The 13,547-nt window shown below is 73.2% G+C and carries 10 protein-coding genes; 3 read left to right on the top strand and 7 right to left on the bottom strand.

The genetic code is table 11. The features are described from left to right. Nucleotides 1-20: 20 nt before the first annotated feature. Both GPA10_RS06785 and GPA10_RS06790 read right to left on the bottom strand, forming a co-directional pair. Nucleotides 21-3,359: a S8 family serine peptidase gene (locus tag GPA10_RS06785; RefSeq protein WP_157164712.1), complete on the bottom strand. Its 3,339-nt coding sequence runs from the start codon at nucleotides 3,357-3,359 to the stop codon at nucleotides 21-23. Nucleotides 3,360-3,609: 250 nt separating this feature from the next. Next, nucleotides 3,610-4,164 carry a CGNR zinc finger domain-containing protein gene (locus GPA10_RS06790; RefSeq protein ID WP_343040452.1) on the bottom strand — a complete coding sequence of 185 codons (555 nt, stop codon included), beginning with the start codon at nucleotides 4,162-4,164 and terminating at the stop codon, nucleotides 3,610-3,612. Nucleotides 4,165-4,268: 104 nt separating this feature from the next. Here GPA10_RS06790 and GPA10_RS06795 point away from each other — a divergent pair, with 104 nt between their 5' ends. The 3 genes from GPA10_RS06795 to GPA10_RS06805 all read left to right on the top strand — a co-directional run bounded on the left by GPA10_RS06795 (nucleotide 4,269) and on the right by GPA10_RS06805 (nucleotide 8,380). Further along, nucleotides 4,269-4,715 carry an NUDIX hydrolase gene (locus tag GPA10_RS06795; protein ID WP_343040454.1) on the top strand — a complete coding sequence of 149 codons (447 nt, stop codon included), beginning with the start codon at nucleotides 4,269-4,271 and terminating at the stop codon, nucleotides 4,713-4,715. Nucleotides 4,716-5,244: 529 nt separating this feature from the next. Beyond that, entirely contained in the window at nucleotides 5,245-7,029 is a 1,785-nt protein-coding gene (locus tag GPA10_RS06800) for a TIGR03767 family metallophosphoesterase (RefSeq protein ID WP_157164713.1), read from the top strand. A 157-nt stretch (nucleotides 7,030-7,186) separates the two neighbouring features. Continuing rightward, nucleotides 7,187-8,380 carry a serine hydrolase domain-containing protein gene (locus GPA10_RS06805; protein WP_157164714.1) on the top strand — a complete coding sequence of 398 codons (1,194 nt, stop codon included), beginning with the start codon at nucleotides 7,187-7,189 and terminating at the stop codon, nucleotides 8,378-8,380. Between the two features lie 7 nt (nucleotides 8,381-8,387). Here GPA10_RS06805 and GPA10_RS06810 read toward each other — a convergent pair whose 3' ends face one another. From GPA10_RS06810 to GPA10_RS06830, 5 genes are all read right to left on the bottom strand, one after another. Beyond that, entirely contained in the window at nucleotides 8,388-9,677 is a 1,290-nt protein-coding gene (locus tag GPA10_RS06810; protein ID WP_058851071.1) for a flavin-dependent oxidoreductase, read from the bottom strand. 5 nt (nucleotides 9,678-9,682) lie between these two features. After that, on the bottom strand, nucleotides 9,683-10,504 hold the full coding sequence (locus tag GPA10_RS06815; protein ID WP_157164715.1) for an ABC transporter ATP-binding protein: 822 nt from the start codon (nucleotides 10,502-10,504) through the stop codon (nucleotides 9,683-9,685). 128 nt (nucleotides 10,505-10,632) lie between these two features. Next, complete coding sequence (locus GPA10_RS06820) at nucleotides 10,633-11,442, bottom strand: ABC transporter permease (protein ID WP_343040456.1); 810 nt, start codon at nucleotides 11,440-11,442, stop codon at nucleotides 10,633-10,635. Beyond that, complete coding sequence (locus GPA10_RS06825; protein WP_343040457.1) at nucleotides 11,439-12,365, bottom strand: ABC transporter permease; 927 nt, start codon at nucleotides 12,363-12,365, stop codon at nucleotides 11,439-11,441. Before GPA10_RS06825 ends, GPA10_RS06820 begins: the two co-directional genes overlap by 4 nt. After that, a complete protein-coding gene (locus tag GPA10_RS06830) occupies nucleotides 12,362-13,330 on the bottom strand; it encodes an ABC transporter substrate-binding protein (RefSeq protein ID WP_157164716.1) in 969 nt (322 codons plus the stop codon). Before GPA10_RS06830 ends, GPA10_RS06825 begins: the two co-directional genes overlap by 4 nt. Nucleotides 13,331-13,547 lie beyond the last annotated feature (217 nt).

The following is a 13,547-nucleotide window of genomic DNA, read 5'->3' on the forward strand; positions in this document are numbered from 1 at the left end:
AGCGCTTCGGCGTGCGACGGTCACTCAGTGACCTTCTCCAGCGTCACGCTGCCGGTGCCCGCGACCGTGCCGCGCGCGTTCAGGAGGTTCACCTCACCGAAGAGGACCCGGCCCGCGGCGCCGGGGGCACCCACGACCAGCTCGGCGGAGACGTCCGCGGTCGCGCCGTTGGCGAGCTTCACGACCTTGCTCTCGTCGACCTCGACCTGGCCGAGGGAGGCGGAGAAGAACACGTCACGGTAGTCGTACGCGGTCTGCCCCGACGGGATGGAGTAGCCCGCGACCTGGAGCGTGTAGGTGCCCGGCGCCGGCTTGGCGAGACTCACGGACTCCTCCGAGTCGCCGTCCGCCGACTGCACGACGAGCTGGCCGTCCTTGTACAGCGCCAGGTCCAGGTCGGCACGCGAGTCCGCGGTGGAGCCGATCGCGGCGTCGAGCCGCTCGGCGCCCTCGGGCACGACGACCGTGGTGGTCTGCGTCTCGCCCTGCTCGATGGTGGGCCTGCTGGTGGCGGCCGAACCGAGCGAGCCGCCCTTCAGCCTGCCGTCCACGGCGGCGTAGTCGTTCTTCGCCTTCCAGGTGACCGGGGTGGACGAGCCCGCCTTGGCCTCGGCGACCTTCAGGGGCGCCGGGGCGAAGGTCACGCCGAGGGCGGAGACTTCCAGCTTGTACGGGTTGTCGAGCACCGGCGAGGTGCGGCGCGCCTCGACCTCGATCTCCCAGACGCCCGGCGTCGGGTTCGCGTACGAACGGGCGTCGGGGCGGCAGGTGTTGTCCGGGTTCGGGAAGTTCGCGTAGCAGACGAGCGACGACGTCGACTCGGCCGGAAGACCGTACGGGTGGATCGAGATGAAGCGCGTCTGGCTCTTGTCCTTGAGCCCGCCGAGCGCGACCTCCAGGGACTTCGCGCCCTTCGGCACGTTCACGAAGTACGACTTGTTGCTGTTGCGCTGCACCGAACCGGACGCCTTATAGGTGAACGACGGCTTCGCCAGGTCCTTGGCGACCACCACGGTCGTCATGATCTGGTGGTCGACGCCGCGGGTGCGCTTGTCGTCGACGGTCAGCGCGGCGCTGGAGACACCCGAGGACTTCGGGGCGGCCTGCACCTTCACCTTGACCGGGCGGTCGAGCGGCAGGAAGACCTCGCCGTCGGCGGCGTCGCCGAGCAGCTTGAACGTCTTGTCGTGGTTGTTGACGAAAGCGAGCTTGTGGCGCAGCGGACGGCTGGATCCCGTGGTCCGCGTGATCGTCACCTCGTACGTCTTCTTCTGACCGGCCTTCAGGCCGCCCTCACGGTCGTACAGGCCGGTGCCGGGCTTCTTCAGCTCCTGCTCCAGGGCCGTGTCGACGGGCGCCTTGACCGTGTACTCGTGGGCCTTGGCGCCGCCCTTGACGGCGCTCCAGGCGTCCACGATGTCGATCAGGCCGGTGCCCTGCTCGTAGGCCTGCACGCCCGGGATGCGCTGCGCGGTCGAGGTGAGCGCGGTGCGCAGCCTGGCCGGGGTGAGGTCGACGCGGTGCTGCTTGGCGGCGCTCAGGAGCAGCGCGGCGGCGCCCGCGGCCTGCGGGGACGCCATCGACGTGCCCTGGAGCATCGAGTAGCCGGCGGGCAGCTTGTAGCCGGCCTCGGCGACCGGGGAGCCCGGCAGCCAGGTCTGCGTGGTGTTGATGGCGGAGCCCGGCGCGGAGATCAGGGGCTGGAAGCCGCCGTCCTCGCGCGGGCCGCGCGAGGAGAAGCCGAACATGCCGTACTTCTTCTTCACCTCGGAGCCGTAGTTGGCGGCCCAGGTCTCCTTGGAGACCGACGCGCCCACGGAGATGACGTGGTCGGCGAGGCCGGGGTCACCGATGGTGTTGGCGCCGGGGCCCGAGTTGCCCGCGGAGATCACGAGTTGCACGCCGTAGGTGTCGATGAGGCGCTTGTACAGCTCGGCGCGCGCGTTGTTGCCGTCGTTGAGCGCGGGCAGGCCGCCGATCGACATGTTGACGATGTCGACGCCGCGCTTGGTGACGAGGTCGATCATGCCCTCGGTGAGCGCGACGTTGGTGCAGCCGCCGGTCCAGGTGCAGGCGCGGGACGAGACGAGCTTGGCGCCGGGCGCGGCGCCGTTCATCTTGCCGCCGAACAGCTTGTTGGCGGCGGTGATGCCCGCGACGTGCGTGCCGTGCTCGGACTCGATGACGCCGATGTTCACGAAGTCGGCCTTCTTGCCGACCCAGTCGCCGCCGTAGGGGTCCGTGGGGACGTCCTTGCGGATCTCGACGACGAACGGCACCCGCTCGGCGACGTCGGTCGCCGGGTCGTCCTTGCCGAAGTAGCCGACCTGGTGGTTCTTGCCGTACGGCTTCATCGGCTTGTCGTCGCCGAAGTCCTTGTTGTCGTTCAGGTCGACGCGGACGGTACCGGCGGCCGGGTCGTACAGGACGCCCCAGCTGTCGGTGGTGTCGCCGTCGCGGTTGAGGTCGCCCTTGGCGTCGCCGCCGGTGGTCGCGTTCTCGCGGAAGCGGCTGATCTGGTACGAGCCCGCGGGGGCCTTCCAGGTGTCGCCGTCGAAGGTGAACGTAGGCCCGGACACCGGGTTGGTCATGCGGCGCCAGGTGCCGTCCGCGTCGACGATCGGGTCGGTCGCCGTCACCCAGTCGGTGATCTTGCGCTCGCCGGTGGTGGTCTTCTGGAGCGCCGGGTGGCCGAGGTCGACGCCGGAGTCGAGGACGCCGATGGTGACGCCGCGGCCGTCGGCCTTCGGGTTCTTCTTCACGAAGTCGACGGCGCCCGTCTCGAAGGACGGGTTGTACGGGTTCACGGCGGGCGTGTTCTTGCCGGGCGCCGGGTACGCGGCGCGCCCCGCGGCGCCCTTCGCGCCCTTGCCGCTCCCCGGCCGCGGGTCGTCGAGCTCGATCTCGTGCCGCAGGTCGATGGCGTGCACGGAGGGCAGCTTGGTGGCGGCCTCGATCGCGGCGTCGGCGCGCGCGGTCGGGACGGCGGCGCGGACGTAGCCGAGCTTGTCGTAGGTGCGGCCGACGGAGCCGCCCTTGACCGCGTCGAGCTGCCTCGCGACCTGCTCGGTCGCGCCGGGCGCGGTGGCGACCATCATCGTGACGGTCTTCTCGCCGTCCGCCTTGGCGTCGGCGAGCAGTTCGGCGTCCGCTGCGCCGAGCTTGGCGGCGGCGTCCTTGGGAGCCGGGGCGACGGGCGCCGGGGAGGGGGTGTCGGCGGCGAAGGCCAGCGGGAGCGGGGCCGCCGCGGTGAGAGCGGCGGCCACGCCTATCGCGGTGGCGAGACGTGCGGTGCGTCTGGCGCGGTCGGAGCGTCTCGCACCCGGTTCGGGCGCGCGTGCGTCGAGGGTCATCAGCATCCCTGTGCGTGAAGACCGGCTGGTCGAGCCGGTGCAGGATGGGGTCTCCCCTGCTCGAACGAAGTCGAGAGCTCGGGGAAGTCCGGAATACGGGGCCGGATGACCGCTCAGCTTTACGTAAGGGGTGCCTGTTTGGGGAGAGTTGCCCGGGGTGGGATGCGCCGGTGGCGTACTTCCGCCATACGCCATCGGGAACAAGGCGGTGCATAACGGTACTTGGTACCCCTGGCGTGGGTGTCGGCGGGCGGAGTCAGGCCTCCCGCGAACGCGCGTAGTGGCGGGAAGCCTTCGCTCGGTTGCCGCACAGGGCCATGGAGCACCAGCGGCGGGTGCCGTTCCGCGAGATGTCGAAGAAGTGCAGGACGCACGCCTCGTGGGCGCAGCCGCGGATGCGGTCGGGGGCGTCGGCGAGCAGCGTCAGATAGTCCCGGGCCGCGAGCCACGCGGGCCCCCAGGACGGGTCCGCGAACTCGCTCTCCTCGGCGGGGCCCGCCGGTGTCAGGGCCGCCCGGACCCGGCCGTGCGCGAGGACCGCGTCCACGCGTGCGACCGCGGCGGCCTCACCGCCCGGCTTGCCCGGCAGGTCGACGACCCCGGCGAGGGCGTCCCGGGCGCGCAGCAGGTGCTCCAGGGTGGCCCCGTCGGCGTCGAACCGCGCGTCGAGCCCGTGCGCGGCCAGCCACACACCGAGCCCTTCGACGCCGTCGAGCAGATCCTTGCGCACCCCGTCCTGCACCCAGCGGGTGTTGAGCAGATCCAGGGCGAGGGGCTCACCGGTGAGCGGACGAGGATCGATCACGCGCACTCCTCCTTCTCCTTCTCCTTCTCCTCCTCTAACCCCTCAAGGGTAAATCACTGGTTCGGGTAACAGGGCGTGCCTATCCGGTGTACGCGGTCTAACGTCGGCCCGTGCACAAGGAACTCAGGGTGGCGGCCTACGCCGTATGCGTACGCGACGGGTCCGTGCTGCTCGCCCGCTGGGTCGCGGGGGACGGCAGCAAGCGGTGGACGCTGCCCGGGGGCGGCATGGACCACGGCGAGGACCCGTACGACACGGTGATCCGCGAGGCCGACGAGGAGACCGGGTACGCCGTGGAGCCCGTCGCCCTCCTCGGCGTGGACTCCCTGCGCCGCCGCTATCCGAGGCGGCTCGGGGCCGTCGCGGACTTCCACGGGGTGCGCATCGTCTACGAGGGGCGGGTCGTCGGGGGCGCCCTGCGGCACGAGACGTCGGGGTCGACGGACCTGGCGGCATGGCACCCCCTGGACGGCGTCGCCGCCCTCGACCGCGTGAGCCTCGTCGACATCGGCCTGTCCCTGTGGCGGGCCCGCCCGGCCCACGGCCACCTGGGGTAGGCCGTGGGCCTTGGGCGGGTCATCGGCGCTGCCGCGCCTCGTCCTCAATCGCCGGACGGGCTGAGATCGCGCTGGCGCGCTCGTCCTCAAACGCCGGACAGGCTGAAATCGTGCTGCGCGCTCGTCCTCAAACGCCGGACGGGCTCAATTCTCGCCGGTGCGGCGGCGAAGTTTTCAGCCCGTCCGGCGTTTGAGGACGAGGCGCGGAGCGCCGACAAAGCGGGGGTCCAGGGGGCGCAGCGCCCCCTGGTTACGGGAAAGGGGTGGGCCTGGGGCGCCCCGCGAGGGCCCGCTACCCCGCCACATGAACGCAGAGCGACGACACCCCCACCCCCCAAAGAGCAAACCGTGCACACGCAGTGTGCCCCCAGATCCACTTACGGTGATCGGCGCCGCACGTTGCGGCGTCGTTCACGCGCAGGCCACCCCCGCTGCCAACGATCCAGTACGAGCGGGAAGCGGAGGCCGGAACCCCGGCCGAGGCCTCCCGCGACCACTGCCGACGCGTTCGCACTCGGGGAGACGCGCCATGTCGCGGATACGCTCTGTCGCCACCGCCGCAGCCACTGCCACCACATCCGCCGCCGCCAGGCTCAACCGCCGCACGCTCCTCGCGGCGACCGGCGCCGTCACTCTTTCCGCGGGAGCCGGTTATGCCCTCGGCCCGGGGGCGGGCTCCGGCGAGGCCGCCCAGGGGACGGCACCGGTCCCCATGTCCCGCAGGGCCCCCGCCGCCCCGCTCGCCCCGTACCGCTCGGGCACCACCCTCGCCACGGTCTCCGCACCCCGCGGCCCCGAGGGGAGCTACCGCCGCCTCGGCGACGGACCGGCCTGGGACCGCGTCGTCCGCACGGACCTGGCGGACGCCAAGGACGACCGCGGCGCCCGCCGCACCGCGCTCGCCGCCTTCGTGCAGTTCACCGACCTGCACCTGGTGGACGTCCAGCACCCGCTGCGCTACGAGTGTCTGCGCGCGCAGACGGCCAGCGCCTGGCGCCCGCAGGAGGCGCTGTCCGTCGCGGGCGCCGTCTCCCTGGTCGAGCAGGTGAACGGCATGCGCGGCGCCCCCGCCACCGGCGCCCCGCTGCACTTCGTGATGACGACGGGCGACAACACGGACAACAACTCCCGCAACGAACTCGACTGGTTCCTGAAGGTGATGAGCGGCGGCCGCGTCACCCCCAACTCCGGCGACCCGCGCCACTACGAAGGCGTGCAGGACAGCGGCCTGAAGCTCTACTGGCACCCGGACGCGGCCCTGCGCGACGCCGACAAGGGCGTCGGGTTCCCGCGCCTGCCCGGGTTCCTGGACGCGGCGATCCGCGAGGTCAACAGCCCCGGTCTGAACCTGCCGTGGTACTCCACCGTCGGCAACCACGACAGCCTGCCGGGCGGCTGTTACGCGCCCGGGGACTCGTACTTCGCCGAGGTGGCCGTCGGCGGCAGAAAGCTGATGTCCCTCGACGAGAGCCGCGGCGCGGCCCTGTGGGAGACCGTCAAGAAGGGCCACGACCCGAAGGGCACCATCTTCCGGGACATCCTGAAGGCGGAGGCCCGCCGCATGCGCCCGGTCACCCCGGACGAGGGCCGCGCCCCCTTCACGCCCGAGGAGTACCTCCGCGCCCACCTCGACAAGGCGCACCGGGGCCGCGGTCCGGTCGGCCACGGCTACACCCGGCAGAACCTGGCGGAGGGCACCCAGTACTACTCCTTCCGCATCACCGACGACGTCCTCGGCATCAGCCTGGACACCACCGACCCCGGCGGTCACTACGAGGGTTCCCTCGGCACGGCCCAACTGCGGTGGCTGGAGCGGACCCTGACGGAGGTGGAGAAGAGCGGCGACGCCTCGTACGCCATCGTCTTCAGCCACCACACCAGCCGCTCCATGCGCAATCTGCACACCGACCCCCGCTATCCGCGCGAGAAGCGGCACGGCGGGGACGAGGTCGCCGCGCTCCTCGGCCGCCACCGTTCGGTGCTCGCCTGGGTGAACGGCCACAGCCACAAGAACGCCATCACCCCGCACCGCACCGAACACGGCTCCTTCTGGGAGGTCTCCACCGCCTCGCACGTCGACTTCCCGCAGCTCGCCCGGGTGATCGAGCTGGTCGACAACCGCGACGGGACGCTCTCCCTGTTCACCACCCTCATCGAGTCCGCGGCCCCGCACCGCACGGACTTCGGCGATCTGTCGCAGACCGGCCTCGCCGCGCTGTACCGGGAGCTGTCGTTCAACGCGCCGGGCGCCCGCGCCACCCTGAGTGGCGAACCGGGCGACCGCAACACGGAACTCGTGCTGCGCAAGGGCTGAGGCCCCGCGCGAGGGGCGCGGTTCCACGCGAGGGGCACAGTTGCGCGCGAGGGCCGAAGCGCGCCGCGGAAGCCGTGACGTGCCGGGCCGCCGCGGAGTTCTGCCTGGGTGAGCAGGAATTCCCCCCAGGAATTCCCCCCCCGGGAAGGAACGACGCATGTCAGTACGCGTACGCACGCAGGTCGTGGGCGCGGCGGCGGTGGCGCTCGGCGTCCTCGCCGCGCCGGCCTCGTCCGCCTCCGCCCCCGCGGCCGACGGGGCCCACCGCGGGCACCGGGCCACGCAGCGGGCCATGGACCGGGCGGTCGCGGCCGGCGTGCCCGGCGTCACAGGGCGGGCGGTCACGGCGCACGGCGAGTGGGCCGGCACGTCCGGCGTGGGCGACCTGCGTGAGAGGACCCCGCGCGGCCCGCGGGACCGCTACCGCGTCGGCAGCGTCACCAAGACGTTCGTCGCCACGGTCCTCCTCCAGCTCCAGGCGGAGGGCAGGCTGCGCCTCGACGACACCGTGGGCTCGTGGCTGCCGGGACTCGTACGGGGCAACGGCCACGACGGCGACAGGATCACCGTCCGCCAGCTCCTCAACCACACCAGCGGCGTCTTCGACTACCTCGCCGACCCCGTCTTCCAGCGCCACTACGCCACCCCGGAGTTCCTGGAGCACCGCTACGACACCCGGCCGCCGGAGCACTGGGTGCGCGTGGCCATGCGCCACCGGCCGCAGTTCCGGCCCGGTACGGGGTGGGGCTACTCCAACACCAACTACCTCCTCGCCGGGATGGTCGTCGAACGCGTGACGGGCCACCCGTACCGCGACGAGGTGCGCCGCCGCATCATCGAGCCCCTCCACCTGCGCGCCACCTCGCTGCCCGGCACCCGTCCCACCCTGGACGGGCCCGCCTCCCGGGCCTACTCCAAGCTCTCCGAGGGCCCCGGGGGCCCCACGTACGACGTGACCGAGCTGAACCCCTCCGAGGCGGGTGCGGCGGGCGAGATGATCTCCGACTCCGCCGACCTCAACCGCTTCTACTCCGCCCTGCTGCGCGGCAGGCTGCTGCCCGCGCGGGAGCTCGCGGAGATGAGGACGACGGTCCCGGCCACCGGCCGGGGCCCCGGCGTGCGCTACGGCCTCGGCCTGATGCGCACGAAGCTGTCCTGCGGCACCACCGTGTGGGGCCATCACGGCGCCCTCCAGGGCTCGGTGACCGAAAGCCTGACGACGAACGACGACGGCCACTCCCTGTCGGTCAACTTCAACGGCGACTGGGCCGGGACCCCGGCGGGGGTGGTGGAGGCCGAGTTCTGCGGGAAGTCGCCGGAGGGGCCGAGTGCCGGCCTCTCCGGCGGTTGAGGAGGTCCTACACCCCCCAGGACCCCCGCCCGTTCAACTCCGCCACATCCGTCCCCGTGGTCCAGCGGTAAGCGGCATCCAGCTCGGCGATCTCCTCACCGGTGAGCACGTCCTCCACCCGCTGGAACCCCTCGGGCGCCCGCTCGGCGACGACCTGGAGGAGCCGGTCCGCGGGCATCCGCCGATTGGCGAGGACGAGCGCGGCCGTGGTCTCCCGGCGCAGCTCCTCGTACGCCCGCAGCCCGGCCACCCGGTCGGGCTCGTGCACGGCGAGGCAGCGGGCGAGGACCCGGGCGTCGAGGATGGCCTGGGAGCCGCCGTTGGAGCCCACGGGGTACATGGGATGGGCGGCGTCGCCGAGCAGGGTGACGGGGCCCTGGCCCCAGTGCGGCAGGGGCTCACGGTCGACCATCGGGTACTCCAGGATCCGCCGGGTCGCGGCGACCAGGGCGGGCACGTCCAGGTCCCCGATGCGCCACCCGGCGAAGTGCGGCAGGACGTCGGAGAGGCGCCCCCCGCGGTTCCAGTCGGCGGCGCCGGACATGGCGCCGTGCTCGGGCGGGACCCGTACCTCCGCGACCCAGTTGAGCAGCGCGCGCCCGCGCTCCTCGGCCTCCCGCGAGATGGGGTAGACGACGAGCTTGGCCTGCGCGTTGCTGCCGGCGACGGTGACGGTGCGGCGGCCGAGCACGGGTTCCCACTCGGTGAGGCCGCGCCACATCCGGATACCGTTCCACAGCGGCGGCCCCTCCCCGGGGTGCAGCCGCGTCCGCACCGTCGAGTAGAGGCCGTCGGCGCCTATCAGGGCCCGCACCCGCACGGTGTGCTCGCGTCCGCGCGCCAGGTCGCGCAGGACCACCCGGAGCAGGGGGCCCTCCGTCTCGCCGTAGCGCACGAACGAGGTGCCGGTGACGACGGCGCGCTCGCCGATGCGGGCGCGCACCGCCTCGAGCAGGAGCATCTGGAGGGCGCCGCGGTGCAGGGAGTACTGCGGCCAGTGGTAGCCGAGGGCGAGGCCGCGGGGTTCGCCCCAGATGCGGTTGCCGTGCCGGTCATAGTGGATCATCTCGGCGGTGGGCAGGCCGGTCGCGGCGAGGGCGTCGCCGAGGCCCAGTTCGGTCAGTTCCCGGACGGCGTGCGGCAGCAGGTTGATGCCGACGCCGAGGGGCCGCATCACCTGGACCGGTTCGACGACCCGCACCCCGATGCCCGCGGCGTGCAGGCTCAGCGCGGCGGTGAGCCCGCCGATGCCCGCGCCGGCGATCAGCACGTCGACGCTCGCGTGGCTGGCGTTCACGGCGTTCACGGGCGTCGCACCGCCCGCCCGACCTCGGTGCGCAGCCGTACGAACGCCGGCAGGGCCCGGGTGCCGATCTGGTCGCGGGGCGCGGGCAGGTCGACGGGCAGGTCGCTGTGCACACGGCCGGGGGCGCCGGTGAGGACGACGACGCGGTCGGCGACGTACACGCTCTCGTCGATGTCGTGGGTGACGAGCAGGATGGTCGTTCCCGCCCCGCCCTGGTGCCCTGCCCCGCGTCGATGCCCCGCCCCGCCTCGGTGCCCCGCCCCGCCCTGGTGCCCCGCTCCGCCGCGCACCGCGAGCAGCAGGTCCTCCAGGTCCTCCCTGGTCTGCGCGTCCACGGAGCCGAACGGCTCGTCCATCAGGAGCAGCGCGGGCCGGTAGGCGAGCGCGCGGGCGATGGCGACGCGCTGCTGCATCCCCCCGGAGAGCTGCCACGGATGCTTGCCCGCGGTGGCGTCCAGGCCGACCTGCGCGAGCGCGTCCAGGGCCCGCGCGCGGCGCTCGGCGCGGGCGAGGCCGCGGCGGCGCAGCGGCAGGGCAACGTTGTCCCGTACGGTCAGCCACGGGAAGAGCGAACGCGTGTAGTCCTGGAAGACGACGGCGAGGTCGTCGGGCACGCCGTCGACGGCTCTGCCCGCCACGGATATGCGGCCCGCGCTCGGCCGCTGAAGGCCCGCGACGCAGCGCAGCAGCGTGGACTTGCCGCAGCCCGACGGTCCGACGATGCTCACCAACTCCCCGCGGTCCACGTGTAGTTCGACGCCTTCGACGGCTTGGTGCCCGTCCTCGTACCGATGACTGAGACCCGTGATGTCCAGCATCCCCTGTTCCCCCTGTCCCCCTGTCGGCGGCTGCCGTGCGGTCTACGTGATGTGAGTGCCCGAGCGACTCGGGCGTTCCCGTTGTGTCCCGCGAATCCGGCCGGTCCGCCGTCGCGGGGCCGGGAGGTCTAGGTGCTCATGCGCCGCGCGCCCCGGTGCCAGGCGAGCACTCTGCGCTCGACGAGGAGGAACAGCGCGTTGAGTACGCAGCCGACGGCGCCGAGCAGCACGATCCCCGCCCACAACCGGTCGGGCCTGAACTCGCGCTCGGCGGCGTTGAGCCGGGCGCCGATGCCGTCTCCGGAGCCCATCAGCTCGGCGACGACCACGAGGATCAGGGCGAAGCCGAGCGCGACCCGCAGCCCCGTGAAGATCCTCGGCGCGGCCGCGGGCAGCACGACGTACCGCAGCCGGGCCCAGCCGCCCAGGCCGCAGACGCGGGCCGAGTCGAGGTGCAGGGGCTCCACCGAGCGCACTCCGTCGGCGGTGTTGAGCAGCACCGGCCAGACGGCGCCGAAGACGACGACCGCCAGGTGCATGGACGTACCGAGTCCGAAGACGACCATGAAGAACGGGATGAGCGCCGGCGGCGGCACCGCGCGGCCGAACTGAAGCACCGGGTCGGCGAGATGGAACGCCACCCGGGACAGGCCGATGCCGACGCCGACGACGACGCCCGCCACCCCGGCGAGCGCCCAGCCGAGCAGCAGCCGGGCGAGGCTCGGCACGAAGTCGTCGACGGCCTGCTCGCTGAGCCACAGCCGGGACGGAGGCCCCGACCACCACAGCTCCCGCATGGTGCGCACGATCCGGGTGGGCGGCGGGAAGTACAGGTCCCCGGCCCGCCGGGCCGCCGCCTCCCAGACGAGCAGCAGCAGGACGAGCAGCCACCCGCGGGCGACGGCGGCGCCGAGGACCCGGCGCGGTCGCGGGGTCACGGGCCCGCCCCCGCCGCGGCCCGGCGCGGGAACAGCCTGCGCCCCGCCCCCACCAGGACCGCGTTGGCGGCCACCCCGAGCGCTCCCGCCCAGCAGGCGCCCGCCACCATCAGGTCGGGCCGCCCGCCCCCGGACTGGGTGGCGAGGAGGTACACGCCGAGCCCGCCGTCTCCCCCGGCCCGCAGCTCCGCGCTGACCGCCACGACCAGGCCGACCGACGCGGCGATCCGCACGCCCGTGACGACGTGGGGCCCGGCGCTCGGCAGCGACACCCGCCACACCACCCCGAGCGGCCCGAACCCGAAGGAGCGCAGCGTCTCCTTGGCGACGGGGTCGACGTCGCGCAGCCCGTACAGGGTGTGCAGGAGTACGGGCCACAGCGCGGCGTAGCAGACGAGGGACCGCTCCACCCGGCCCGGCTCGACGAAGACGAGGATCGCCAGCGGGATCAGGGCGACGGACGGCACGGGCCGCAGCAGTTCGACGACGGCGAGGGACGCGGTGTCGAGGCGGGGCAGCGAGCCGAGGAGCAGTCCCGCGGGCACCGCGAGGGCGACGGCGAGGGCGAGGCCGCCGAGCCAGGCGGAGACGGTGATCCACAGGTCGCCGAGGAACCCGTCGTCGACGGCCATCTCCGCGGCGCGGGCGAGCACGGACGTGGCGGGCGGCAGCGCCTGCTCGTCGAACAGGCCGCCGCGGGCGAGGAGTTCGACGAGCAGCAGCGTGCCCGCGATCCCGGCGGCGCCGAGTAAGGACCGCCCCCAGGCGTGTCGGGTCAGCCCCCGGGCACGCGCGGTCGGCCGCCGGGCGCGCCCGGCGAGGCTCCCGGTGCGTCCGGCCGTCCGCCCGGCGCGGGCGGGGCGGGTGCGCGCCCCGGGCCCCTGGCGGCCGGGCCCCGGGCCGGAGCGCGCGGGCTGATTCACGGCGCCGTGCGCACGAGGAGCGGTTCCACGTCGATCTCCTGTTTCACATAGCCGAACTCCCGCATCAGGTCGACCACGCGGCGCAGCCGGGCCGGGTCGAGGGCCACGGGGTAGCCGCCCAGATGGAGCTGGGCGGCCTCCTCGGCGGTGATCCTGGTGTAGTCCGGCAGGGCGGCGACGACGTGGGAGCGGTCGGCGGCCTGTTTCTGGGCGCGGGACATGGCGCGCTGGAAGGCGGCGACCGTCTTCGGGTTCTTCTCGGCGAACGCGGCGGTGCTCGCGTAGCCGGCGACCGGGAAGCCCGCGGTGGGCGGCTTGCCGAGGTCGGCGACGACGCGGCCCGCGCCGGACTTCTCGATCGCGGTGGCGAACGGCTCGACGGCCTGCACGGCGTCGACGCTGCCGGACTTCAGGGCGGTGCCCATGTTCGGCATGTCGATCTCGACGAAGTCCTCGTCGTCGAAGGCGGCGCCCTCCGCCTTCCCCGCCTTCTGGACGAGCAGGGCGCTGATGTTCCGCTTGGTGTTGACGCCGATCTTCTTGCCTTCGAGGTCCTTCAGGGACCTGACGGGCGAGTCCTTCGGTACGAGGACCGCGTGCGTGCCGGGCGCGGACTGGAAGGCGTCGGACACGAACCGCACGTCCAGGGCCTTGTTGGCGTGCGCGAGGAAGTACGAGACGTAGTTGCCGAAGGAGACGTCGATGGCGCCCGCCCGCAGCCTGCCCACCGACTCGGCGCCCCCGCTGAGGGTGGTCGTGCGGACCGTGAGCCCCTCCGCCTTGAAGAAGCCCTTGCGGATCGCGATCTGCAGCGGCGCGGTGTCGGCGACCGGCATGGTGCCGACGGTGATCCGGGGCCGCTCCGGGCCCTTGCCGTCGGCCGTCCCCGCGTCGGGGGCGCCGGACACGCCGCAGCCGGCGGTGACGGCACCCGCCAGCAGAACGGCGACCACCGGATGCGTCACACCGCGTAATCGCGCGGCGCCCCGGGCCGACCGCGGTCTTCGCGGCCCGCGCGGGATCCGGACATCGCGTGCACCCCTTGCCATATCCATCCGCTCCCGACCGTACGTCGCCGCTTCAGGCCGCTTCAGGCCGCTCCGGACCGTTTTCCGGCCGGAGCCGACGCGCGGATGCTAACGGCCGCGCGACCGGAGAACAATGGCTCGGCGCAGGCCACGG

Source organism: Streptomyces typhae, assembly GCF_009755605.1.
Classification (GTDB): domain Bacteria; phylum Actinomycetota; class Actinomycetes; order Streptomycetales; family Streptomycetaceae; genus Streptomyces; species Streptomyces typhae.

What these genes read in the sequence shown, in the direction of transcription:
- GPA10_RS06785 (WP_157164712.1), bottom strand. Translation starts at nt 3,359, where the DNA reads ATGCTGATGACCCTCGACGCACGCGCGCCCGAACCGGGTGCGAGACGC.
- GPA10_RS06800 (WP_157164713.1), top strand. Translation starts at nt 5,245, where the DNA reads ATGTCGCGGATACGCTCTGTCGCCACCGCCGCAGCCACTGCCACCACA.
- GPA10_RS06805 (WP_157164714.1), top strand. Translation starts at nt 7,187, where the DNA reads ATGTCAGTACGCGTACGCACGCAGGTCGTGGGCGCGGCGGCGGTGGCG.
- GPA10_RS06815 (WP_157164715.1), bottom strand. Translation starts at nt 10,504, where the DNA reads ATGCTGGACATCACGGGTCTCAGTCATCGGTACGAGGACGGGCACCAA.